Annotated in this window: 19 protein-coding genes; 6 read left to right on the plus strand and 13 right to left on the minus strand. The window is 44.6% G+C overall.

Annotation, left to right across the window (positions count from 1 at the left end):
• Window positions 1–13: 13 nt before the first annotated feature.
• Window positions 14–3,055 carry an efflux RND transporter permease subunit gene (locus tag F0261_RS07520; RefSeq protein ID WP_171337602.1) on the minus strand — a complete coding sequence of 1,014 codons (3,042 nt, stop codon included), beginning with the start codon at window positions 3,053–3,055 and terminating at the stop codon, window positions 14–16.
• A gap of 3 nt (window positions 3,056–3,058) precedes the next feature.
• Complete coding sequence (locus F0261_RS07525) at window positions 3,059–4,141, minus strand: efflux RND transporter periplasmic adaptor subunit (RefSeq protein ID WP_014978780.1); 1,083 nt, start codon at window positions 4,139–4,141, stop codon at window positions 3,059–3,061.
• A gap of 210 nt (window positions 4,142–4,351) precedes the next feature.
• Here F0261_RS07525 and F0261_RS07530 point away from each other — a divergent pair, with 210 nt between their 5' ends.
• Together F0261_RS07530 and F0261_RS07535 are read left to right on the plus strand one after the other, a co-directional pair.
• Complete coding sequence (locus F0261_RS07530) at window positions 4,352–4,966, plus strand: TetR/AcrR family transcriptional regulator (protein ID WP_014978781.1); 615 nt, start codon at window positions 4,352–4,354, stop codon at window positions 4,964–4,966.
• 508 nt (window positions 4,967–5,474) lie between these two features.
• Window positions 5,475–7,550 carry a TonB-dependent siderophore receptor gene (locus F0261_RS07535; protein WP_014978782.1) on the plus strand — a complete coding sequence of 692 codons (2,076 nt, stop codon included), beginning with the start codon at window positions 5,475–5,477 and terminating at the stop codon, window positions 7,548–7,550.
• Window positions 7,551–7,645: 95 nt separating this feature from the next.
• Here F0261_RS07535 and F0261_RS07540 read toward each other — a convergent pair whose 3' ends face one another.
• From F0261_RS07540 to F0261_RS07570, 8 genes are all read right to left on the minus strand, one after another.
• On the minus strand, window positions 7,646–8,137 hold the full coding sequence (locus F0261_RS07540; protein ID WP_014978783.1) for a GNAT family N-acetyltransferase: 492 nt from the start codon (window positions 8,135–8,137) through the stop codon (window positions 7,646–7,648).
• A 93-nt stretch (window positions 8,138–8,230) separates the two neighbouring features.
• On the minus strand, window positions 8,231–11,407 hold the full coding sequence (locus F0261_RS07545; RefSeq protein WP_014978784.1) for an efflux RND transporter permease subunit: 3,177 nt from the start codon (window positions 11,405–11,407) through the stop codon (window positions 8,231–8,233).
• 9 nt (window positions 11,408–11,416) lie between these two features.
• Complete coding sequence (locus F0261_RS07550; protein ID WP_014948891.1) at window positions 11,417–12,565, minus strand: efflux RND transporter periplasmic adaptor subunit; 1,149 nt, start codon at window positions 12,563–12,565, stop codon at window positions 11,417–11,419.
• A gap of 139 nt (window positions 12,566–12,704) precedes the next feature.
• Window positions 12,705–13,820, minus strand: a complete 1,116-nt coding sequence (locus F0261_RS07555; RefSeq protein ID WP_014978785.1) for a GGDEF domain-containing protein — start codon at window positions 13,818–13,820, stop codon at window positions 12,705–12,707.
• Between the two features lie 2 nt (window positions 13,821–13,822).
• Complete coding sequence (locus F0261_RS19910) at window positions 13,823–14,044, minus strand: ABC-type transport auxiliary lipoprotein family protein (protein WP_253819273.1); 222 nt, start codon at window positions 14,042–14,044, stop codon at window positions 13,823–13,825.
• Window positions 14,045–14,057: 13 nt separating this feature from the next.
• Window positions 14,058–14,435, minus strand: coding sequence for a membrane integrity-associated transporter subunit PqiC (locus F0261_RS19915; RefSeq protein ID WP_253819277.1), 378 nt, complete (start codon window positions 14,433–14,435; stop codon window positions 14,058–14,060).
• Window positions 14,436–14,612: 177 nt separating this feature from the next.
• The gene (pqiB, locus tag F0261_RS07565; protein ID WP_014948894.1) at window positions 14,613–16,265 is read right to left on the minus strand and encodes an intermembrane transport protein PqiB; all 1,653 of its coding nucleotides are present in this window, start codon (window positions 16,263–16,265) and stop codon (window positions 14,613–14,615) included.
• Window positions 16,262–17,404 (minus strand): paraquat-inducible protein A, encoded by a 1,143-nt coding sequence (locus tag F0261_RS07570; RefSeq protein ID WP_110288075.1) that lies wholly within the window; start codon window positions 17,402–17,404, stop codon window positions 16,262–16,264. Before F0261_RS07570 ends, pqiB begins: the two co-directional genes overlap by 4 nt.
• 413 nt (window positions 17,405–17,817) lie before the next feature.
• Between F0261_RS07570 and F0261_RS07575 the strand changes: the two genes are divergently transcribed.
• Window positions 17,818–18,591 carry a hypothetical protein gene (locus tag F0261_RS07575; protein ID WP_253819281.1) on the plus strand — a complete coding sequence of 258 codons (774 nt, stop codon included), beginning with the start codon at window positions 17,818–17,820 and terminating at the stop codon, window positions 18,589–18,591.
• Between the two features lie 89 nt (window positions 18,592–18,680).
• On the opposite strand, the gene asnS is transcribed toward F0261_RS07575, so the two are convergent.
• A complete protein-coding gene (gene asnS, locus F0261_RS07580) occupies window positions 18,681–20,078 on the minus strand; it encodes an asparagine--tRNA ligase (protein ID WP_171337604.1) in 1,398 nt (465 codons plus the stop codon).
• 324 nt (window positions 20,079–20,402) lie between these two features.
• Here asnS and F0261_RS07585 point away from each other — a divergent pair, with 324 nt between their 5' ends.
• The gene (locus F0261_RS07585; RefSeq protein ID WP_014978790.1) at window positions 20,403–20,891 is read left to right on the plus strand and encodes a hypothetical protein; all 489 of its coding nucleotides are present in this window, start codon (window positions 20,403–20,405) and stop codon (window positions 20,889–20,891) included.
• A 182-nt stretch (window positions 20,892–21,073) separates the two neighbouring features.
• Here F0261_RS07585 and F0261_RS07590 read toward each other — a convergent pair whose 3' ends face one another.
• Window positions 21,074–22,042, minus strand: coding sequence for a calcium/sodium antiporter (locus tag F0261_RS07590; RefSeq protein WP_014976054.1), 969 nt, complete (start codon window positions 22,040–22,042; stop codon window positions 21,074–21,076).
• Window positions 22,043–22,294: 252 nt separating this feature from the next.
• Between F0261_RS07590 and F0261_RS07595 the strand changes: the two genes are divergently transcribed.
• Both F0261_RS07595 and F0261_RS07600 read left to right on the plus strand, forming a co-directional pair.
• Complete coding sequence (locus F0261_RS07595) at window positions 22,295–23,782, plus strand: RimK family protein (protein ID WP_014978791.1); 1,488 nt, start codon at window positions 22,295–22,297, stop codon at window positions 23,780–23,782.
• Window positions 23,779–25,053, plus strand: a complete 1,275-nt coding sequence (locus tag F0261_RS07600; protein WP_014978792.1) for a GNAT family N-acetyltransferase/peptidase C39 family protein — start codon at window positions 23,779–23,781, stop codon at window positions 25,051–25,053. Before F0261_RS07595 ends, F0261_RS07600 begins: the two co-directional genes overlap by 4 nt.
• 125 nt (window positions 25,054–25,178) lie before the next feature.
• Here the strand turns inward: F0261_RS07600 and F0261_RS07605 are convergent, their stop codons facing one another.
• Window positions 25,179–25,460, minus strand: coding sequence for a hypothetical protein (locus F0261_RS07605; RefSeq protein WP_039233500.1), 282 nt, complete (start codon window positions 25,458–25,460; stop codon window positions 25,179–25,181).
• Window positions 25,461–25,764: the final 304 nt, after the last annotated feature.

The following is a 25,764-nucleotide window of genomic DNA, read 5'->3' on the forward strand; positions in this document are numbered from 1 at the left end:
TAATATTAAAGCGTTAGCTTTTGCGGTAACTGACTTTAAACAGCAAACTGTAGAGTACGGGTACAGCGATAAGTGTAAGTACCGTCGCAAAGGCGAGGCCACCCATAATAGTCACTGCCATATCGGCAAAGAAGGCGTCGAACAGCAGCGGCGCCATACCTAAAATGGTCGTTACCGCCGCCAGTGAAACAGGGCGTACACGGCTGATAGTAGCGTCAACAATCGCTTGGCGAATGGCTAAGCCTTCTTCTATCTGAAGGTCAATTTCTTCAATAAGTACAATAGCGTTCTTAATAAGCATGCCAAATAAGCTTAAGAAGCCGAGTAGCGACATAAAGCCAAACGGCATATCGGTACCCAATAAACCAGAGACTACACCAACAATAGCCATAGGTACTACAAGCCAGATAATCAGCGGCTTACGAGCATGACCGAATAGCAATACTGAGATAATAAACATGACTAGGAAGCCAGCGGGCAAGCCAGCGCCGAGCGCTTTTTGTGCATCGCTAGAGCTTTCAAATTCGCCGCCCCATTCTAATGAATATCCAGCTGGAAGTTCTATGTCTTCAATAAGTGGGCGGATTCTCGCTAACGCTTTGGCTGCAGTTTCATCGTCACCCGGCTCGGCTTCTACCGTAATGGTGCGAACGCGGTCGCGACGGTGAATACGCATTTCTTCGGTCATTAACTCCAAGCCCTGAGATACCTGAGTGAAAGGCACATATTGGCGCTGTTGCGTAGACCATACTTGTGATTCACGTATTGATTGAAGCTCGGTATCTTCTGCCTTACCCATCTTTGCAATAATGTTGTAAGCATAATCACCGTCTTGCACCGTACCTAGCTGAACGCCGCTACTTGCATACTGTATGGTCTGGCTAAAGTCACTATGCGAAACGCCAGCAATCCCTGCGTTGTAGTTGTCAAACTGCGTATTAATGGCAAAGCCTTTTTCACGCCAGTTATGTCGAACGTCTTTCACTTGTCCGTCAGCAAAAAGCAGTGCTTTGGCTTCATCCGCCAGTTCGCGAAGTATTTCAGTATCTGGGCCTGAAAAACGGGCCTCAAGTTTTGCACCAGAGCCGGGGCCAAACTGCATGCGCTCCATATAAAAGCTAGCGTCGAAGTCCAGGTCGGTAAGCTTACTCGCAAGCGCGCTTTGAATAGCCGGAATATTATCAAGTTCATTCGCGCGAACCATGAAAAAGGCATAGTTTTCGTTAGCACTTTTAGGTGCATAAGTGAGGGTGAAACGATCGGCACCTTGCCCTATAAAGGTGGTTACAGCCGTGACGTTTTCCATTCCCAAAATACGAGCTTCAGCTTTTTTTGCAATGACTTCAGTTGCACGTATATCTCTATCTTGCGGGCCCCAATAATGCACAAAGAACAGTGGCGCGTTTGACGGAGGGAAGAAGCCTTGTTTTACCATTCCAAAACTTCCGTAAGCCACGATAGTAATAACAAACAGTGCACCAATGGTTACCCAACGAAGCTTAAGTGCGCCTAAAAGTGCACGCTTAAACCAGCGTTGCGATGCAGAGAGTTCGTTACCTGTGGTTTGCCCAATACCTTTGCGGTAAAAATACGCCCCAAGCACGGGCACCAAGGTTACCGCTAATACCCAACTTATCATGAGGGAAACCAACACTACGGCAAACAATGAATAAAGAAACTCGCCTGTAGCATCGTTTGAAAGGCCTATGCCTGAAAAAGCCGCAATACCGATAACGGTTGCGCCAAGTAAAGGCCACTGCGTACGCTTAACAATAAAGCTGGCTGATTCTTTGGCTGTAGAGCCGGTGGCCATGCGCAGCATCATCCCCTCAGCAACTACGATAGCGTTATCTACCAGCATACCCATGGCGATAACCATGGCACCAAGTGATATCCTTTGAAGCTGAATATCCATAAGCCACATGATTAGAATAGTACCTAGCACGGTGACAAGAAGCACAGAGCCAACTACCACGCCTGAGCGCCATCCCATGAACAAACATAGCGTTAAGGTAACAACCGCCACCGACATAACGAGGTTATTAATAAAGCCAGTAACCGATTCGTCGACGACTGAGGCCTGATCGTAAATAGGCGTAAGCGTAATACCGACAGGCAGTTCTTGAAGTAGCTTTTCTACTTTTGCGTTAACGCGCTCGCCCACATCAACAATGTTAACGTCGGTCAACGCTGATACTGAAAGCGTAAGTGCTTCTTCGCCGTTGTAGCGTACATGAACGGGCTGTATGTCGGCAGGCTCTAACTTTAGCGTGGCAATATCAGCAACCCGAAGGGAACGGTTTGTGCCAGGCACTACCACTGACAGATTAGATATTTCTTCTAGTCTGTCTGGCGCGCGCTCTACAATTAGGCGTACATTTTTTTCGTCAACTTTAATACGGCCGCCGTTGAACGGGCGCAGGTTGTCTTCAAAAAGAGAGGCGAGATCAGGAAATGAAATGCCTAAGCCCGCGAGTTGATAAGGGTTGATATAGGCCACTATCTGTTCTTTTTGAACGCCAGTTACATTTACCTTGGCAACGCCTTCTGTAGTAAGCAGGTCACGTCGAATAATTCGGGCGAATTCTCGAAGCTCCCGAGTATCGAAATCAGGTGCACTTAACGCGTAATAAAGACCGTAAACGTCACCGAAATCATCAAATACCACAGGGTTTTGTGCCCCCGTTGGCAACGAGCTTGCGGTGTCGCGAAGTCGCTTTCTCAACTCATCCCATATCTGTGGTAAGAGGTTACTGTCGTAAGTACTCTTAACTTCAACGGTAATTTCGGAAAGGCCCGGCGATGAAACTGACGTCACTTCCTTTAACTGCGGCATTTGCTGAATGGCAATTTCCAAGCGTTCAGTGACTTCACGTTCTACCTTTTCAGCACTGGCTCCAGGATAGTTGGTGTATACCTTTACCTGTTTGATGGTAAACGCAGGGTCTTCTAAGCGACCAATTTTGCTCATAGCCAAAACGCCGCCTAAAAGCAGGATGACTACCATTAGCCAAATGTTGACGGGCTTATCAATTGAATAGCGTGCGATATCCATAAATTACTTCTCTCCTTGGTAAGGAAGTACTTTCATGTCTGCACGCATTTGTGTTGCTCCAGCAGCAACCACTTGCTGGCCAAGGATGATTTCGCCTTGGCTCTTACCCTCAATAATCGCTAGCTCATTTTCAATATGCTTAACGTTTACAGCTTGCTTGGCAACTGAACTTGTTTCATCGTTATATACCCACACTGCAAAGCCTGAGTCCTTGTCACCTACAAGTGCTCTCACAGGCACAACAAAGCCTTCTGGATAAAGGCTACCTTGTAGGCTGACTTTTACCACTGCGCGCGCGCCCGGTGTTAGGGGAAGTTCTTCGCGAGGCTCCATTGCAAACACCACTTCATAAGTTTGCGACACAGGATCAGGTTGGGTAGAGTGCTCTACATAGTTCACCGGATACCACTGACTGCGATTGGTGGCTAATGTGGCGCTGGCTTGTTTTATCCCACGGCCAATATTGGCAGTAAGTAAGCGCTCAGGAACATTAATGTTGAAGTATATTTTAGACACATCTTGCAGGCGAGCAATCGGCGTACCTGCGGCAACAAAACTGTTATTTTCAACAAGTCGTTGAGATACCTTTGCATCAAAAGGGGCATATAGCTGTGTATAGCTCAAATCTTGCTCTGCATTTTTTAAGTCGATAACCGCTAGTTCGTAAGATGTTTTTGCAGTATCTAGAGAGCTCTGTGCAACTAGCTTTTGAGCGAACATTTTCTCAATTCTATCAAGCTCTCGTTTGGCCTGATCAAGTCGTGTCGTAGACTCGTCCACGCGTCTTTCGAATGGTTTACGATCAATAGTGGCCAGTAACTTGCCTTTGTTGATATCACTGCCTGTCACCAAGTCGGTCTGGATAAGGCGGCCTGAAACTTCAAAGCTTAAATCGACGGTTTTCACTGCCGATACAACGGCAGGGAAGGTGAATTCGTCAAAATCTGGAATGTTGCTAACCGTAGCGAGTTTGACATAACGAGGTGCAACGTTTGCTTGTTGCTCGGCAGGCTCTTCGGAAGAACATGCACTTAAAGTGGAAACCGATAAAACGCTTAAAAATAAAATGTGGGAGAATCGCATCATGGACATAGGTGTATGTAATCCATAGTCAAGGTAATTAAAGTATAGATGTGTAAACCCCAGGTAGTGATGGTATGCACAACGGCAGCAAAGATAGTCATTACCCAAAGTAAACTGGTGAGTGCATTTTAGTGCGGTCGCATTGAAAAGTAAACTGTACGGTGTAAAATGTTCGGGTTAATGTAGCGGATAACTAATTTTGAGAATTTCCATATGGTAGGCAACACACGTACGCGTAGCGACATCAAACGCGAAGCCATTATTCAGGCGGCAACACAGGCGTTCCAAGAGTTTGGCGTTAACGGCACAAGCATGGATAAGCTGGCTGAACTGGCAAATGTGTCAAAGCGCACTGTATACAATCACTTTTCTACAAAAGAAGAGCTGGTGATGCATTTGGTTACGCAGCAGTGGCAAACGGCTATTTTAAATATAAATAAAAAGTACGATGCTACGCTTCCGCTAGACGAGCAACTAGAAGACCTTATTTTGCAAGACATTGAGTTTATGGTGAGTGAATCACACCTCGATTTAGCTCGGGTTGCGATTGGCCACTTCTTCTACGAGCCGGAAAAGCTAAAAGATGAAGTTGCGCAATTAAAAGCCCAAGAGACGGCTATGCACCGCTGGTTAAAAGATGCCAAAGCCGACAATAAACTCGCGTTTGACGACTTGGATCGGATTGTCGATGAAATTGATAGCTTAGTAAAAGGGCAGTGCTTTTGGCCTCAGCTGTTCAAAATTGAAGATTCCCTCAGCGATAACGATAAGAAGAGCTTAGCGAAAAATACAGTTGCTTTGATTTTAAGCCGCTATGCTGCTGTGTAGTCGGCAGGCCATATCATGAGTTTGTTCAAGGCTCTTTCAGTATCGAAGGGCCATTGAACTTTTACTTCTCAAACATTTTTTCCGCTTATCCGTATTCGCGCTAACTTCACAGATCTCTCTTGATTCTCACGGACTACACTTCAGATGATATAGCCAGTAAATACCTTTTCACTTAGCTGTTTGTTCTCCCTGTCGCTCGTCCTCCGACACCTGCAATATGCGCCTCTACAATCGTACGAAATATATTCGCATGCTTATTTTTTAGTCTATTTTGGCGCGGTTTGAGTCCTATTTATCTAATAAATTAAGAATTTTTATAAAGAGTTTTTATATTTTATCGCTTTAGCTCTCGTCATTTAGTCAAATTTTTTATAATATCCCGACCAAAAATAACAACTATTATTATTTGCAATTGCAAAGTGCGGCACGAAACCGTGTTTTGATAATAGGGGTTAAGAGATTTTTAAAAGTAAACACACAAGACTTACAGAACACTTGGAGAGCAATTTTGAAATTTAAACTTACGAGTATTGCTACTGCGATAATTCTAAGCCCAACTGCGTTTGCCGCTGATATGGAGGATATTGAGAGACTGACGGTAGAAGGTAAGTACCTTTCGGTTAACCAGTCTAACTCAATTAAAAGCCCAACACCTATCATCGACGTGCCACAAAGCTTGTCGATTATGACGGCTGAAGAAATTACTGCTCGCGGTATTACTAGCGTTGGTCAAATCATAGATTACACGCCAGGTGTTAATACATCGCAAGGTGAAGGTCACCGTGACTCAGTTGTGTTCCGTGGCGTGCGCTCTACTGCAGATTTTTACTTAGACGGCAATCGTGACGATGTTCAATACTACCGTGCACTTTATAATGTAGAGCAGGTAGAAATTCTTCGTGGTCCAAACGCGCTACTATTCGGTCGCGGTGGAACGGGCGGTATCTTAAACCGTGTATCTAAGAAAGCGAAAACTAGCGAGACATTTGTAAATTACAACGTGTCGGCAAATACGTTTGGCGCTTACAACTTACAATTAGACACAAACGTTGATACGGGCGACAAGTCGGCATTGCGTATAAACGCCATGTACGAAAGCCTAGACAACCATCGCGACTTCTTTTACGGAGATCGTTACGGCTTCAACCCAACGGCACGCTTTGAGTTAAGCGATGACACAATTGTTGATGTGTCATATGAATATATCGACCACGAGCGCTTTATTGACCGCGGTGTGCCAACTGCCAACGGTGAACCAGTAGAAGCGTTTGAAGAAATCGTGTTTGGCGACCCAGATAACAACTACCAAACATTGGGCGCTGATGTGTTCCGTGCAAACGTTGAGCACACTTTCTCAGATAACCTGAAAGGTAACTTCAACGCTTTTTACGGTGACTATGACAAAGTTTACTCGAACTTTTATGCGGCAGGTTATAACGCTGAGACTGAGCAAGTAACCCTAGACGGGTACGTCGATACTACGCAGCGTGAAAACATGATCTTGTCTTCTAACCTAGTTGGCGAATTTGAAACGGGAAGCATTGGGCACACGGTTATCTTCGGTGGTGAGGTTATTAATACCAAGTCAAACCAAGATCGTTACAACCCCGTGTTTGATTCCACTGACGGTGATAGAGAAACGTTTAATATTTCACGTCCGTTAAGCTTCCGTGGTTTAACTGGTACAAATGCTGAAGGCGTAACAGTTACAGCAGACTTCTCTGACTTGAACGACGATACGCATGTAGACTTAGATGTATACTCTTTCTATGTTCAAGATGAAATTGCACTATCAGACAACTTTGACCTTGTACTAGGTGCACGTTTCGATAGCTTTGATATTGAAGTGTTCAACGTTGTTGCAAACGAAACACGCAGCAGAAAAGACGAAGAAGTGTCGCCACGCGCAGGTCTTGTGTATAAGCCTCAGGAAAATATCTCAATTTACGCAAGCTACAGCGAATCGTTTCTACCGCGCAGCGGCGAGCAATACGCGAATATTAACGGCGATGCTGATGCGTTAGACCCTGATACGTTCACTAACCAAGAAATTGGTATTAAGTGGGACTTCAGCGAAGGTATGAGCTTTACTGCCGCAATCTTTGAAAATGAGCAAACGTCTTTAGATAACGATCCAAACGACGCCGAGCGCTTTGTAGAAGTAGATTCAGACGTATCCGGATTTGAACTTCAGCTACAAGGCTACATTACAGAAAAGTGGCACGTTACTGCTAACTACAGCAACTTAGATGGCGAAAATGCTAGCGGCGTAGAGCTTCGCGAGCTACCTGAACATACCATGTCTGTATGGACTACATATGAAGTAAGTGATGTGTTTGGCTTCGGTATAGGCGCTACTTATCAGGACGAAAGTAAGGTATCGACAAGTGCTTCATCGCCTGTACTACCTAGCTATACGCGTGTTGATGCGTCTGCTTACTACACGCTTAGCGACAAAATGCGTCTTCAGTTAAACGTTGAAAACTTGACTGATACGCTTTACTTCCCGAATGCGCACTCTACGCATCAGGTAACAGTAGGTGCGCCGATTAATGCGCGTCTATCATTGATTGGTTCGTTCTAAACTAACCATCAACCGTTAATACATTAATTAAAAGCCATTCGTAAAAGCGAATGGCTTTTTTGTATCTCAGCTAACGGTATTCAGGGCTTTGTAATTTATTCGCCTTGCTTTGCAAAGTCGATAAGTGTCTGTCCATCCATTCGATAGCCTAGCCATTCACTCTTGGGTTTAGCACCAAGCGATTCATAAAAATCGATAGCGGGTTTATTCCAATCTAATACGCTCCATTCGAAACGACCACAGTCGTTGTCTACCGCAGTTTTAGCTAAGTGTTGCAATAACGCTTTCCCAGCACCCATACCACGTGACTTTGGTGACACGTACAAATCTTCAAGGTAGAGGCCATTTCGACCTTGCCACGTTGAGTAATTAAAGAAATATACAGCGAAACCAATGGGGGCATTATCGCTTTCACACATCACACAATGCGCGGTTGCGCCTTCTCCAAATAACGTTTTCAGTAGCGCTTCTTCAGAAGCTTCTACTTCGTGTTCTGCTTTTTCATAAATAGCAAGTTCCAGAATGAACTGGCGAATTTGTGAAATATCCTCAGGCGTGGCTGGCCTTATTGAAATGGTGTTGCTCATGGTGACTCCCATCATAAATAATCAAAAAAAATGAGCCAATAAAGGCTCATTTTAAAACAGTTAGGTGTTTGTAGCTTTTCTCAGCGATAAAAGCTAGTCCATCGATGCACTTGGCTGAGGCACATGTGTAGAAGTACTATTGCCGTCGCCACCCTTAGTAGGCTTTCTGCGCACAATTTTGCGCTTAATAAACGTAAACGGACCACGTAAATCAAGCAGTATTAAGTACAAGCACGGCACCAATATAAGCGTTACAAGCGTAGCGTAAAGTACAGCAAAACCGAGTGCAGCAGCCATTGGTACAACAAACGCTGCCTGTAGGCTTGTTTCAAACATAATGGGCAGTACGCCCACAAACGTAGTGATTGAGGTTAACGTAATCGCTCGGAAGCGCGCGGTACCAGCTTCGGTCACCGCTTCTTTAATGCTGTAGCCTTGTGCACGGCGCTGGTTCACAAAGTCAGTCATAACTAGTGAGTCATTGATAACAACCCCTGCCGCAGCGATTAGGCCAAAGTTAGACATCATAGATAAGTCTAAGCCCAGCACAAAGTGGCCGAAGACTGCGCCTGTAAAGCTAAACGGGATAACCGACATGATAATAAGTGGTTGCCCATAGCTTTTAAGTGGTACAGCAAGAAGGATATACACCATGATCATGGCAGCTAAGAAAAACAGTATCTGCTCATTCTGTTGCGCTTGCTGCTCCTCAATGTCACCACCAAGTTCAGTCATAACCGACGGGAACGACTCTTTTAGTTGAGGAAGTAGCTTCTCTTTAATTTCAGTGACCACTTCGTTTGGTTCAATCTTTTCTTCATCGATATTGCCCCAAATGTAAACGCTACGGTATCCACCTTCACGGCGAATGTAGCTTATACCTGGTTTCTCCTCTAAGGCCACAACGTCACCCAGCATAACTTCCTCACCATTAGGCGTGGTGATCAAAGAGTACTTCAAGTCGGCGAAGCGTTCGCGGGTAAGTTCTGGGTAGCGCACCATTACTTTCACTTCTTCACCGTTTCGAATAACACGTTGTGCCTCGCCGCCGTAGAAGCCAGCACCTACTTGAGAAGCGATATTAGATAGAGTAAGCCCCAAGTCGTAAGCAACTGGAAGCAATGTCATTTGTACTTCTTTGCTTGGAGGGTCGATAGTTGAGCTAACGTCAAACAAGCCCTCTTGCTGCTGCAGCATTTCAATAAACTTAAGACCTGCTGCGTTTAGAGTGTCGATATCAGGGCCAAAGAGTAAATAACCAAACTCGCCGTCATCACCATCACCGTTTACGTCATCAACTACGGTAAATGATTTCATGCCGGTAATTTCAGGAATGGCTTCGCGCCAGCGACGAGCAAGCTCAAACGTGTCAATAGGGCGGTCTTCTTCATTAACTAACGGCGTTAAAATACGGCCTTCAGTTCTGTCATCGTTAAACGCAAGGCGGTCTCTTATCATGCCTTGACCAAACTCATCGATGATTTGTTCTTCAACGTCTAAGATTGTTTGCTCAACAATTTTTAACGCGTTAATGGTTGCTAAATCTGAGACGTTTTCATTCATCTCTATTTTAACGCTTGGGAAGTCATGAGGTACTTTCGGATTGGGGACCATTCTTACGTAATTAGCACCAATAAGTCCCATACTTAGCATTAGCATTGCGACGAACATCATGAGTACAGCCCAGCGCCATTCAATCGCTTTCGCTAGAGAACGCTTGTAAGGACCGTTAACAAAAGCAAAGAATCGCTTGTTAAAACGCGCCCGCCAGCTATTTTGTTTAACTGGGGAAAATTTAGTGTGGGCTAAGTGGGCCGGCAGAATGAGCTTAGATTCAACTAGACTGAATGCTAAACACAAGATTACGACAACAGCGATATTATAGAAGAACGCGCCTTCAGGCCCGCTGCTTAGCGTAAACGGAGCAAACACGGCGATAGTGGTTAAAACACCGAATGTGGCGGGCGTAGCTACGCGCTTGGCACCGCGGATTACATTGTCAACACCGCCACCTTTGCTTTCAATTTCGGTGTAAGCACTCTCGCCAATAACAATGGCATCATCAACCACTATACCCAGTACCATGATAAATGCGAACAGCGAAAGGATGTTTATGCTTACACCAAACAAAGGCATTAGCATCATGGCACCAAGGAAACATACCGGTAAACCAACCATTACCCACACGGCAAGCCTAAAGCGCAAGAACAGGGTTAACATTAGCGCCACTAGAATTGAGCCTTGAACCAGGTTCGACAACATCATATCTAAACGAGCGTTAAGGTAATAGGTCATATCAACCAGAATTTCTAGGCTTACTCCTTGAGGAAGGCTTTCGTTTTTCTGATCGATATAGGCTTTTACGGTTTCGGCTACAGGAATGGTGTTTTGGGTTTTAGTGGCTTTAACGGCAATGTAGATAGCGTTCATGCCGTTGTATTTAAAGTAGCGTTCGCCTTCAACAAATCCATCGTTGATATAAGCGACATCGCCCAAGGTTACCTTAGCGCCGCCCGCACCAATTTTGATGGGAATTTGCTTAAACTCATCGCCGCTGTAGTACTGGTTTTCAACACGTACCGATACGATACCTGAGTTAGTTCTAAGCTGACCTGCGGAAATGTTGGCAGAGTAACTATTAATTGCCTGAGTGACATCGGCAATAGTTAAACCGTACTTCCTAAGCGTATCGGGTTTAATTTCAATGGCAATTTCATCGTCCGGCGTATTGGCTTCAACCAAAGAGATAGAGCCAAGTTGTAGAAGCTCATCTTCCACCTCTTTTGCCAGCACTTTGAGTTCTGATAAAGGCAAGTCACCGACAATAGGCATTTCAATAACTTGCTGCTGGAACTCTACTTGGGAAACATTAACCGGCTCCATGCCAGCGGGGAAGGTGGCAATACTGTCAACGCGAAGCTTCACCTTATCAAGTACATCTGTTAATTCAGCTTTGGTATCAATTTCCAGTGTAACTGCACCGCCACCGCGAAATGCACGTGAAACCGTACGCTTAATCTCAGTAATGTCTTTTACCGCTTCCTCAACTTTAATGAAAATACTCTCTTCAATCTCTTGAGGTGAAGCACCAGGGTAGTTGGCTTCAACGGTGATGTAGTTTATTTCGATGTTTGGAAACATCTGACGCTGAATAGTGAAATAGCTCGCTATTCCCATGATGATGATAAAAATCATCAGTAGGTTGGCGGCCACGGAGTTTCTGGCGAACCAAGAAATAATGCCGGTTTGTGTATCGTTGTGGTTTTCCATGACAGCTCCTTAGTTCGCTTTTGCTGTCACAATTTCGGTCGTGGTCTCAATGACCTTAACAGGCATACCGTTTTGAGGATATTCAGGCAAACTCATCACGACTTTTTTGGCATTGAAATCGCCTTGAATAAGAAAGTCGCCATTTTCTTCACGTACAACCTTAACCTTTTGCGATTTTAATCTGTCTTCGTCATCTAACGTCCATAACAATCGATTGGTTACCAACTCTTGAGGTACGCGGTATACGTCGCTAAGGGTTTTTCCTTCAAATGCGATTGTGCTATATGAACCAAACTTCACGATAGGCTTCGACGAATTGATGGCGTAAGGATCTTCAATACGGGCAACGAAATAGCTCATGCGCGTGGTGTTATCTACCACACCCGTATCACGGTGAATGGTACCTTTTACAGTAGCGCCCTGCACATCATCTACTTCGATGGCGATTTCACTACCAATGGTGTTGTCCGCTAGAAAAACACGGTCAAAGCCTGCTACAGGGAAGGTTACTTCAGCGTATTCGATGTTGTTAATGACAGCGACTGGCGTGCCTTGAGTTACATAGTCACCAGTGCTGATATCTCTCGATACTATAAGTGCATCGTAAGGTGCTTTTACCTTACAGTTGTCTAAGTCGCGCTTGGCGATTTTAAGCTGCGCCTCTGCTGATTTTACGCCAGCTTGCGCACTCATCACTTGAGGTTTGCGAAGGTAAAGGTCAGTAACCCGTGCGTTAGGCATCGTTTTCGCTTCTTTGGCAGCGACATCAGCTTGCGCTTGCTCTTGGATAAGCTGTGCTTGCGCGCTAGCGAGGTTAGCTTCAGCCAGCAATAATGCCGCTTCATATGCGTCAGCTTCTATTTCAAATAAGGTTTCGCCACGTCGAACCAGACCGCCGCTCACAAACTTAGGATTCCAGCGCTCAACTTCTCCCGATACCTGAGCTGCAAGGTTTGTGGTTTCAAGGGGCGTTATTTCGCCATACGAGGTAAGTTGAACGCGCACGTCTTCTGGCGATAAAGCTTCAATAGTCACCGTCGGGCGGGTATCAACTTCTTCTGTAATAGTATTATCAGAGGCAGAGGCTTCGATTCCTTTCATACCTAAGTAGCCTACTAATAAAACACCAATAGGCAGTGCAACTTTCATCCATTTCATGGCTAAATCTACTTTTATAGCGAATACTTTACATAGTGTAGCGCTAAAGTGTTTCAGGAATACAGCGCAAATGTAACTAAACATGAGTCAATTTTGTGTAAAGTCAGTTATCCGTACTGATTTAAACAGGGAAATTGGTTTAGTTTTCCGAAAAAGAGGGAGAGCTCAACGACGAAAATTCACACACGCAATCTCGACCATTATCTTTGGCATAGTAAAGTGCTTGGTCTGCTCGACGAACGGCGCAGGAAATATCTATATCGGGATTAACTTCGCTCACCCCGAAACTACTCGTTACATGGATCTCGCTACCGTTAATATTAAGCGGTGCGTTGTTCAAAATATCTCGAATATTTTCCAAGGCATTTACAGCACCCGCTTCATCAGTATCGGTAAAGATGAACATGAATTCTTCTCCACCCCACCGTGCGAGAATATCTTGTCCTCGCAGGCGAGAACTAAACGCTTTTGAAATCTGACGAAGGACCTCGTCACCTTGTTCATGGCCTAAGGTGTCATTGATACTTTTAAAGCGGTCAATATCTGCAATGGCGACCGAAAATTTACGTTTGCTTCTCAGCATTCTTGCGTACTCGCGCTCTAGACACTGCTGCGCACCTCGACGGTTTAATAACTGAGTTAAGTGGTCATGCTTGGCCTGGCGCTCAAACTGCTCACTTAAATAAAGTGCGGTGTCGTAACTCTTTTGTCTACTGTACTCATAAAACGCCGACAGAAATGAAACGGTTAAAAAAGAATACAGTAAACGAGTTTTAAACGCGTAGGTGTAGTTCGCTACAAATGGAGCGTCATTGAAGCCGAACAGCACAATGGCGCTAACTAGCGTATAGGCAATAAGTGCGATGAGGCCTCTGACAAAGCCTGCAAAAAACATAGTGACTGGCGGCACCAAGTAAATCCAAAGGGGACCGGTATTGTCTTTACCACCGGTAATCAGCAGCAGGAGAGTCAGTACCATTAAACAGACAATGAGAAGTGTTATAGACCATGTACGAGCTTGGGCTGATGCAAACCGAACTTGTAAGCGCTGTGAAATAGCAAATACTACACTGGCAGTATAGAGCGTAGTGGAAAGAGAATATTCACCGTCAATAAAAGCCCTAGAGCCAAGCAAGAACGTGATAGACATACCCACTGCCGCAAAAAGGTTCACCACCATAATGCGTCTGTTGGTTTCATCTTTGTAGTGACGGCTTACGCCACTAAATACGTATTGCTTGAGAGAGCCGAACATGATTAAGCCGGTTTTGTCACAGTTTTTCTAATATCTTCTGCGAGTTGTTGGATAGTATTTCTCATTGCTTTGATACTTGGAGAAAATCCATCATCTTCCAGGGGCGTTTTGAATAAAAATGGGTAGCTTTGCGTTTGGCCTTTCACGTGAGTAATCACATATTGGCCAGATAGAATAACTTCCCCTTCATAGGTGCTGACAAAATCATTGAGGTGCAACGCCATATGAACGGCTTCTTCACTTGCGTAGTGATCGGGGCCGAAGCAATGACACTTGCTTTGATGCTAACGCGCTGGTTAGCGCCTTAGTAAGCCCTTCGTCTACAGGTTCGGCCCATAAGTGACTGGTTGAGATATGCAAGTTGGTGTCACTGGTTTGGTACACAAGCCCACGGTGTTTGAGATAGTCCGGTAGGGTTATCTTATCTATTACAACAGCTGTTGATGCTTTGTTTACGGTATATGCACTGTCACCCGTGGTGTGAAGTAAGTAGTATGTCAGCGAACGAGGCGCGCTACTACACGCCGATAATACGCAGGTGAAAAGCGCAAATACACCGATAAACAGTGCTTTACCTGTAGGTTGAGATGGGAAAACCTTAAACTGCTGTATCATTCTATTTATTCCTTCCATCCTTGTTTTTGGATGTTTCGCTATGGCAATACTGTCAGTTGACATTCACTGTAGCGTATTACTTTCTTAATATCGGCCAATTACCAAGGATAAAGAGCATTCATTTTTCACGCCATTGTTGCTCGAAAATTAACCGCGTATTTGTTTGGCTCTACTGCGCTAATTCTTCGCTTTAGGTTGAATGTCCGCTTCATCATCCTTTGAAAATATTAAACTATTCGGAGACTGGTTTAGCTTTAACAATAAAGGCTGAATGTTGCGCATGGTTTCTTGCAGCGCATCAACGGTCTCTTTTATTTCAGACTGGTTAAAACCACCCTCGCTGTAATTTTTAAGCAGGCCATCAAGGCTAACAAGAACCTGATTAAGATTACTATTTAGTGCTTTTGCATCAATATCAGCGATAAGTACATCAAAGTCGCTGCTTGCCGTTTCCACAGACTCAGCAGCTAAACGCATGTCTTCAACAGCTAACTGCACATTTTCCACCATTTCCTTAAGCGGAAGCTGATTGATTTTGTCTAAAATTGCGTCGGCCTTTTGCGTCAATTGTGTGAACTCGTTACTAACAGTAGGAATTACTTCGTAGCCGTTAATCACTTCAATGCCGCTGTTACTGTCAGCGTCGGGTACGTGCTGTAAATCTACATACAAGCCACCTGTTAATACATTACCCATGCGTAGCGATGCGCGAAGATCTCTTTCTAGCCAGTTTCGAATGGTTTGCTTTATTGCACTAAGGCCTTCTTTAGTATCTGGCTGCCTTGCTTTACCGGGGTAAATATTAATAAGCACGGGGATGGGATAATCTCGCTCCAAAATGTTGCCATCTAAAGCAGGGAAGGAGTTGATAGCAGTCACGTTGCCAATTTCAATACCACGGTATTCAACCGGAGCGCCAACGGTTAGACCTCGCACACTTTCATCGATAAGTAGCAAGTATTCAGCGGCGACTTTATAACGTGCATCTGAGGCGGATGTGCTGTCCCCATAAATTGTGAAAAAGGCGTTATCTAGCACTTGTTCACCTTTTGGCACGCCGTCAGGGATCCCAAAGGTAATACCGTTTGCTAATAGGGTTTCCAAGCTCCCTGTTTCAACGCTTACACCGTTCGATTCAAGCAACAATTTAACGCCGCTGACATCCCAGAAACGTGTCGTGTTGGTTATGAGTTTATGGTAAGGCGCTTCAATAAATGCGTCGTAATACACCACACGTTCTTCAATATTAAAGGTAGCGTCTTCAAACTCGCCAACTTTAAACCCTTTATAAATAATAGGATCGCCAGGTTTGTAGGCAAATTCGTCGTCACTTTTTAACATAACATGCAGCCCTGGAGTACCAGGAGGCGTAACCGGTGGGCGCTCAAGCGCCGTAAAATGGAGTTGCTCTTTGCCTTTATCATGGGCTGACATAGCAATATAGCTGCCAGACAAGAGGGTGTTGAGCCCTGAAACTTCAGAAAAACTTATACGGGGGGCGACAACCCAAAATTTTGCATTTTCATTGAGTAGATGGGCCGCGCTAGCATCAATTCTGGCCGTGACAAGTACGCCGTTTAAGTCAGGTTTTAGCGTTATCTTTTTGACCTGCCCAATATCTAGGTCACGTACTTTTATCGGTGTTTTGTTCACCTCAATACCTGTTGCCGAATGCAGCTCTATCGTAATAAGAGGGCCCTGATTCTTCCATTGGTAGTACACCATCCAGCCACCAATAACGATAACAAGAATTGGGATAATCCAAATGCGAGAAATGGACGAGGTCGGTTTGACCTTAGCTTCATTAATGTTCGGATCGTTTGTGGTCATGGTAATTGCTTCCACTGCTGCCAAATTAGCCTCGAATCAAACGTCATCGCGGCTATCATTGTTACAAATACAACGGCACAAAAGGCGAGTGCCGCTTGGCCCGGATAAATAGACATGGTGTTCCCCATCTGAATAAGGGATACCAGTACTGCTACAACAAAAACGTCTATCATCGACCAGCGGCCTATCGCCTCAGTGATGCGGTAGTAACGTATACGTAATTGTTTTGAAGTGGTTTTCTCTCGCTGTACGGAAAAATTGAGCCAAGCAAGAATGATAATTTTTGCCACTGGCACTACCACGCTGGCAACTAAAATAATTATCGCTACTGGATACGAGCCCGATTCCCACAACGATATGACACCACCAATAATCGTATTGGGCGTCTCTTGGCCAAAAAATTCAGTATACATAATTGGCAGTACATTAGCAGGAATATATAAGATACAAGCGGTGATCAACAACGCCCACGTACGCTGAATACTCTCTTGCGCTTGTGCTTCACACAGTGGTTTAGGTTGCGGTGGTTGGCCTTGAGACATCCACATGGCGTAGCGTGTGGGATCAAATTGAGATATACAAAGAGCCGTGAACGCTGAAAAGCCAACGAATGCGTAAAATGATAGGCCTATGGAAACGTCGGCCAATTCGGTAATTTTGATAAGGCTAACCAAGGTACCAACAAGAAAAATTTCTGCCATGCTCCACGGTAAGAGGGCTTTCACAAGTTTGTAAAGCCGCGGCAAGTAAAAGGGGCGTCGGTTTTGTATTTGAGCTAACGATAACAATAGCAGGCCGCCGAGTACCATTCCGGGCAGCAGTAACGTCGCTAAGCTGGTTATTATCGCTAGTGATAAATAATCGTTTTCAATGAGTACGGTAATGCCGGTGGGCAAGTCAATACTGTGCTTTTGACCGCTTGCTTTAAATGTCAGAAAGTTAAAAGGTAACGAAAGTAATAAAAATATCAGAGCACTGAAAGTATAAGCGAGCAACTTTTCGCTTGCGCCATCGCGATGAGATATTAGTGTGTGGTTACATACTGGGCACACGGCCCGTTGCCTGTGTGCTAGGGCGGGAATGTGTACCTGAGTATGGCATTGCTCACAAACTATAGATAACGTATTTGATTCAGCCATATGCTTTTGCACGCCACTTTTTGTATGCTCGTTGTATGATAGATAGCAGCCTAGAGGTATAACCCGTTGATTTTTAGAATCAACAGCATAGCTTATTGCAGGCATGTCGGGAAGTATAGCCAGTCGTATTTAGTAGTATAACAACAATAATTGACGATTAAGTGATGGAAATAGCAAACGAAATTCGTAGCGTATATGAAAAAATTAAGAAGCAGGTAAGTCGTTTATTCCTGAAAAGGCGTGTTGGTTTTTTGCGTTTTTGGATGAGTATTACCTTTGCTCAGCGATGTTATTTTTTAGCAACCAGCATGCTTTTGTTGCAAATATTTTTGAACATAGAAAGTAGACTGTTTGAAGCAATAATGTTTGGTTTTGCACTTACGGGCATTGTTAGCGAGACATGGCCCAGGTTCATGACACTTTGGAACAGCTTACCAGGTAAAGCTGTGATTCTGTTTGTATACGCAATCATCGCAAACTTTGCACTCGCCTCTGCAAGTGGGTTAGTGAATAGCATAACTGGCGTATCAGCAAACGCCTTGCCTTACAGTCACAACTTTGCGCTTATTCTAATGGTGCCAAGCTGGTTCTTTGTTACCACCATGTTAGGGCTCGTGGGTGGTATGCTTCTTATTATTTTCTATCTGTTTTTCTTACTGCTATTGAAGCCGTTTGGCGTTGCGCGGTTTTGGCATCCAAAACACTATCGATTTGCTACCTCTACCACATTGGCAAGGCTAGCATGGACACTGGGCGTGGCGCTGCAGCTGGGAGTTTTAGCTGGGCAAGTTGGGCTACTCTCTGAATTTAGTAGTGAAAGTGCTAACCCTTTAATAAGCATAGAAAACGTAACGGAAAATGAGCTTGAAAACGGTGAAGCGCAACTTATTAAGGAACAAGCGGAAGATATTTCTGAGTTAGAAAAGGACTTAACCACGCTACTGACTAACGCAAAACAAAAGAGTGTTGATTACAAAAAGTCACAACGACGCGCCTTAGCCTATTTCATTTATGAGTTTGAAGCTGACTCACTCTCACGCTGTGCTCATCCTGAGGGGACCCGCGTTATAGAGCTTAACGATTACGAAATTTTGCAGATTGAAAAGACAGATGAAGTGGAAGAGGGATTTATTTACACGGTTGAACCTTGTCGCTCTGCTGCAATTGGAATTTCAGTGAGTCCGTAAACTAGCGCTGAGGTAATAACGGTTCAAGAAGTAAAAAAGCCCGCATGTAGCAATCTACATGCGGGCTTTTAAATCTAGCGAACAACTGCTTAGAAGCTAGCGTTGCCTGGTGTACGTGGGAATGGGATCACGTCACGTACGTTTTGCATGCCGGTTACGTATGCTACAAGACGCTCGAAACCAAGACCGAAACCTGAGTGAGGTACGGTGCCGTAGCGGCGAAGGTCGCGGTACCACGCGTAGTCTTCTTTCGATAGGCCCATTTCGTCAAGGCGTGCATCGAAAACGTCTAGGCGTTCTTCACGCTGTGAACCACCGATGATTTCACCGATACCTGGCGCAAGTACATCCATTGCTGCAACTGTCTTACCGTCGTCGTTAATGCGCATGTAGAACGCTTTAATATCTTTCGGGTAGTTTTGCATGATAATTGGCGCACCAACGTGCTCTTCTGCAAGATAGCGCTCGTGCTCAGAAGATAAATCGATACCCCATTCAACAGGGAATTCGAATTCTTTGCCGCAGTTTTGCAGAATTTCGATAGCGTCTGTGTAGTCCATGCGAACAAAGTCAGAGCTTACTAACTTTTCTAAACGCTCAATGGCGTCTTTCTTAATACGCTGAGCAAAGAACGCCATGTCGTCAGGCAGTTCTTCAAGCACGGCCTTACACACATATTTCAGCATGTCTTCAGCAAGCTGTGCTACGTCTTTCAATTCAGCAAACGCTACTTCAGGCTCAATCATCCAAAATTCGGCAAGGTGGCGAGATGTGTTTGAGTTCTCTGCACGGAACGTAGGGCCGAAGGTGTACACCTTAGACATAGCTGTACAGTAAGTTTCAACGTTAAGCTGACCTGATACCGTAAGATAGGTTTCTTTGCCGAAGAAATCTTCTGAATAGTCAACATTACCTTTGTCGTCGCGTGGAAGGTTCATCATATCAAGGGTTGATACGCGGAACATTTCACCTGCACCTTCTGTATCGCTTGCCGTTAGAATAGGCGTAGAGATCCAGAAGTAACCTTTCTCATGGAAAAAGCGATGAATAGCCTGCGACAAACAGTTGCGAACGCGAGTTACCGCGCCGATAACGTTAGTGCGTGGGCGAAGGTGTGCATATTCGCGAAGATACTCAATGCTGTGGCGTTTAGCGGCCATTGGGTAGGTATCAGGGTTTTCTACCCAACCCAAAATGTCAACGTCAGTCGCGTCAATTTCAACGGCTTGGCCTTGGCCCTGAGACTCTTTCACTGTACCGGTAACCGATAATGAGCAGCCTGCTGTTAAGCGCTGGATATCGGCATAATTTGACAGAGAATTTAGCGCAATAACTTGTACAGGATCGAAGCAACTACCGTCGTGTAGTGCAATAAATGATAACCCCGCTTTAGAGTCGCGGCGTGTTCTTACCCAACCCTTTACGGTTACCGATTCGCCAACGGCGTACTTACCTTTAAGTACGTCAACTACGGGCGCATGCGTCATGTTAATTTCTCCGTCTTACTAATTTTATGTTGTTGCTTACTATTGAGTCATTTTCAACAACACAGTGCATTAAACTGTGAATGAAAAAATGCACTAAAATTTGCTTTATGGTCAATGTTTTTGGATTGTCATGCCGATAACTAACTAGCATCTGTAATAACTTTTCGCTTTTCAAAAGGCTTTTCGCAATTCGCTTGACGCCAAATATAAGCAAAATACAGATCGAAACATGACTTGGTGATGTAAAAATAACCAATGAAATACAATCCAATAGCACGCTAGTATACCCAACATAAAGCGGGATGCCAGAGAACAGAGTGACAAATGGGAAATAAAAATGATTCGAACACACCAGTGTCTCAGCAAGCACAAGAACCGAGTGCTACGCAAAGTGACGCTGACCGTTCTAGCGATGCCGAAAATGAGAGAAGTTCTATGACTTACGAGCAACTTGCAGAGCGACGTTCAACGCCCCGTTCTAAAACGCCTTTTTATAAGGTGATGCTTGGGTTAAACATCGTTGGCTGGATTGGCATGGTTGTCGTACTCATACTGTTTCACTATGCGCGCCCTGACTTTATAAGTGGCGTGCAGCAGTACTGGGGAATAAAGGGCGATACCAGTTGGTCTGAAAGTCACTTATCGGCCATGACCATCATGCTGCAGGTATGTTTGATAGTGAGTTTGATTAGCATAATTATGCGTGCCAGAAGAAACCGTCGTCAAAGCGATAGTTTTGGCATAAACCTATTCATTCTATTTGCTATTGCGGCGATAAGCCTAATCACACTGGCTACCACACTGGGCCTGTAAATAGAGAAAGCGCTCTACATGCGGTGCACGACAAAAACATAACTCAAGGAAAAATAACAAAGCTTTGTGAGTAGCGCTTTCGACAAACGGCGTTTATGTCACTTGATGGGTTTGCTGTGAGCTTCCCATCAAGTGAGCGATGCATAATAAGCGTTATTATTTACAAGGCTTGCGGCAATAACTTAAATAAAAGCGGCTTGGATAAGCCAGTACGTATAGGCCGCGTAAGCCAGCACAAATGCTCCACCTTCCAGACGGTTTAAACGCCCTTGGCGCTTAATGCCAATACAGAAAATGAATAGGGCAATGGTTGATGCGAACATCACCATAACGTCGCGGTATAAAAACTCAGAACCTACAGTCATTGGCTGAATGGTGCCTGCAATGCCCACTACTGCCAAGGTGTTGAACATGTTAGATCCGATCACGTTACCAATGGCTAAATCGTGTTCGCCTTTCTTCACCGCCATTAGTGATGATGCAAGTTCTGGTAACGATGTACCAATTGCGATAACCGTCAACCCGATAATAGTATCGCTAACACCAAAGAAAGTGGCGACTTCTACCGCGCCCCATACCAGCATACGCGAGCTTGCAACTAGCAATAAAAGCCCCGCGATCAACCACATTACGTGGGTTTTTACAGTACCTTCGTTGCTATTAATCTCTTCATCGTATTCGTCGGCGAGGGCGTCTTTGTCGCCTTTCATGCCGTGATAAATGCTCCAGGAAAGCAGAAGCACAAACAGACCCAGTAAAGAAAATGCATCGTCTTTCGAGATATTTAAGTCCCACACCTGCCATGCGGCAAAGAAGGTAATGCCAAGTAAAACAGGTAGTTCTTTTTTGATAATTTCTGATTTAACGGCAATTGGACTAATGATTGCGGTAAGGCCAAGGATTAACAGAATATTGGCGATATTCGAGCCATAGGCGTTGCCCAGCGCTATGCCAGAGTTGCCTTGAATAGCTGCAAACACTGAAACGATGATTTCAGGCGCCGACGTACCAAACCCGATAATAAGCATACCGATAAGCAGTGGCGATACACCAAAATGGTTCGCGACCGATGCAGCCCCGCCGACAAACTTCCCTGCACTCCAAAGCAAAACCGGTAATCCGATTAAAATAGCCAAGCTGGCTAATAACATACGTACTCCTTAAACCATTCGTATCTTGTTTGCTCACTTCAATGTATAGGCAAACTCAATAAACAAAAGTCGTTTCAATCTATTCAAATGCACATTAGTTTTTGTTGTCTTAACGATGAAAAAAAGCCGTGCTGATAATGCTATGCAAATGATGAGTAAAGCGTAAACTCAGCGCTACTTTAATCGTGTTTGTAAATTGAACAAACACAGTAATAATTGTAACTGACAACACACTATTTAGAAGCGAATTACATGCACAATACACTGATTGTTACTGATGATGTTACTCCTTTTTGTAACACAGCTTTAACCGTGCTGACTTTTCAAGATTATCTTGCTGAATTTCCAAAGTTGAACGAGCCCAAAACACGCGTTATCAATATTTGTGATACCACGCGTTACTTAAGCGAAGGGTACTATTGTTCACTTTTGGCTCAGGCACGTAATCACTCTGTATTGCCTTCTGTAAATACCATTAACGATTTACGCATGGCGGAAGAGAAAAGTATCGATCGCATCGTCTTCTCTTTGTCGGTATCTCAAGACAATACGGAAATTACTGATGAGCCTATATTAGTACTTTTCGGCGAAGTGAAAGATCAGCGCTTCAAGCGTTTGGCGCGCCAAGCGTTTGAAAAATACCCGTACCCTGTTTTGGTGTTAAGCCCAACAGTTACCGATACGAAAGTGTCGCCTAAAGCCATGGGTAAAGTACAAATTGAAGGCTTTGCAAGCGTACAGGCAAAAGCGTTTAAGGACTTAAACGCCAAGCAACAAGTGCGTTTCATTGAGCAATTGGAAGCACATACCAAAATACAGTGGAAGGCTGGTAAAACGAGCAAACGTACTCGTTGGGATATGGCCATTTTGGTTAACCCAGAAGAGAGCACGCCGCCTAGTGACGAACGCGCCATTAAAAACTTTGTTAAAGCAGCTGAAAAAGTGGGCTTTCGCGCAGATGTGGTGAGTCGCCTGTCGCAAGAAGAATTGGGTCACTATGATGCATTGTTCATTCGTGAAACGACGGCGATTGACCATCATACTTACCGTTTAGCGCGTGCCGCAGAGCGAGAAGGCATTGTGGTTATGGACGACACGCAGTCAATTCTGCGCTGCTGTAACAAAGTGTACTTGCAAGATGCGTTTGCTTATCAGAAAGTGCCAGCGCCGAAAGCGACGTTTGTATCGAGCGCTACTGATGAAGTATGCGAAAAACTCATAGCTGACTTTGGTTTGCCGCTTGTTTTAAAACTGCCAGAAAGCTCGTTTTCCCGCGGCGTGCATAAAGCTGAAAATAAAGAAGCGTTAAAAACGCGCTTAGAACAAATGCTGGCTGAATCGGCACTTGTTTTGGTTCAGGAATATATATTCACTGAATTCGACTGGCGAATTGGTGTATTAGGTGGCAAACCTATTTACGCTTGCCAATACTTTATGGTGCGCAACCATTGGCAGATATACAACCATCAGGGAGACCGATTCTCTTCGGGTGGATTTGCCACAATGCCAACGTTTGAAGTACCTAAGCCAGTACTACAAGCCGCTATCAAGGCCGCTAAAGCGGTGGGTGACGGCTTGTATGGTGTAGACATCAAACAAACCGGGAATGCGGTTTATGTTATTGAAGTGAACGACAACCCTAGTATTGACTCGGGTGTGGAAGATAAATATTTAGGCAAAGAACTGTACGAATTAATTATGCAGGAATTTGCTGACAGGTTGGAGCAAAGAGGGCGATGATTACATCGGCTGAGCGAGTATTTGAAGTGAATAATGCAAGTCCACAGGAAAGCGCAAATCGTGCATATGGCCTAGCTGAGGGCGCATCTAATAATAAATCGACAAATGGTGCCGGTGTGCCTTCTACGCAGTCGAGTGTAGTGCTACGCGTTGCGACATTACACGATCTTGCTTCGCTTCAGCACATTGAGCAAACTTGTTTCACCACCGACAGGCTAAGTAAAAGCCGTTTCAAATTTTACATTGATGCACAGCACGCAGAGCTTATTGTGGCCGAGCGTGAGCCGTCGACTTCAAGTTCGAACCTCGACAAAAATAAGCCGAGTGTAAATATCATTGTTGGCTATGGACTGTTGCTGCTGCGTCGTGGAACGCAGCTCACTCGACTGTATTCTATTGCAGTTTTGCCTGAGGCGAGAGGGCTTGGCGTTGCTGAACAGCTCATAAATAGCTTGGGGGAGCGGGCGCTTTTGCGGGGAAAGCGATTTATGCGCCTAGAAGTGGCAGTAGGTAATGCCGGCGCTATTGCTCTGTATAAAAAATTAGGGTTTAGTCAGTTTGGTATGTATACCGATTACTACGACGATCACACTGACGCATTGCGTATGCAAAAAGTGTTGGTGCCGAGTAAATCAGTTAAGCCAGAGGTTTATCCGTGGTACCAACAAACGACTGATTTTACCTGCGGTCCATCAGCATTAATGATGGCAATGTGTGCATTGAACAATCGCTATGAAATGACTCAAGAAAAAGAACTATCGTTGTGGCGTACTGCGACCACGATATTTATGATGTCAGGTCATGGCGGTTGCCACCCGGTGGGATTAGCGCTCGCCGCGGTAAACGAAGGTTATGCAGCGAAAGTGGTCATCAATCAGGATGTCCCGCTTTTTGTTGATGGCGTTAGAGATACTAACAAGAAAGCGATAGTCGAAAATGTTGAGTCGCAGTTTATGGCAGAGGCACGTAGAAAAGGCATTTCTGTTGAAATCTCTGACTGGCGAGTTGATGTTATCGACCAAACCCTTAAAGCTGGCGGGGCAGTATTGTGCTTAATCAGCACATACGCGTTCGATAAGAAAAAGGTTCCCCATTGGGTTGCGGTGACTAGCTGCGATTCTCATTGCTATTATCTGCACGATCCAGATGCGAGTGAGGGGCAGCCTGTCGAGTATCAACACATTCCGGTTGCCCGCGAAGACTTTCTAAGACTTGCCAGCTATGGCACGCGTAAAGTAAGAACATTGGTACTCCTTAAAAAGAAAAAGTAACACGAATTTTTGCTTAGGCCTGAGGCACGGAGAATGCTTGAGGCCTCATACCATTAGTCCGCAAAGATAAATACCCACTCAGCGAAACTTAAAATAGCCATAACCGTGGCGTGTCATCGCAGGTATTAGTGATGAACTCGTGTAACGTTAACCTTTTTATTTAGCGTTTTAAGTTGTTTTACTAATTGAGAAAGCTCTTTCACCGAACCTGAATAATCAATGTGCTTATTCATTTCCTGGCCCTTCACAGCACTTCTATAAAGCGCCTCGCTTTCAAAACACGCAGTTTGCTCATTAAGCGTGTTCCATTCCGCTTTTAGGTCGCTTGGAATACAGTGGCGTTTTGCAATAATTTTGTCTTTTATTTGCAACACTTTCCCGATTAATAATTGCGCATCTGTTGGCATAATAATATCTCCTGTATAGCTTTTTGTGTTTAAGTTGCTGTTTATCAAAGGTATTAAGTGTTTACTTTGATAGGCGTAGTGTAGATTCAGCAACATCTCAACACACACTCTTAATAAGTGTTGCAGCAAAGATGCCAACTCTTACTAGATGATGACCTAGAACACGCCAAATGTGCCTAAATGCGGAGCGCGACTGTTGAGGCTCACTAAAGCGAGAAGCGAGGAAAAGCTAAAAGGAAAAATAGCGAAGACGGCTAACGGATAGAGAAAAGCCCGAGCGATTTTAGTGCATGGCTTGCATGAT

The sequence above is a fragment of the Alteromonas sp. 07-89-2 genome (genome assembly GCF_013113925.1).
Taxonomy (GTDB): domain Bacteria; phylum Pseudomonadota; class Gammaproteobacteria; order Enterobacterales; family Alteromonadaceae; genus Alteromonas; species Alteromonas macleodii.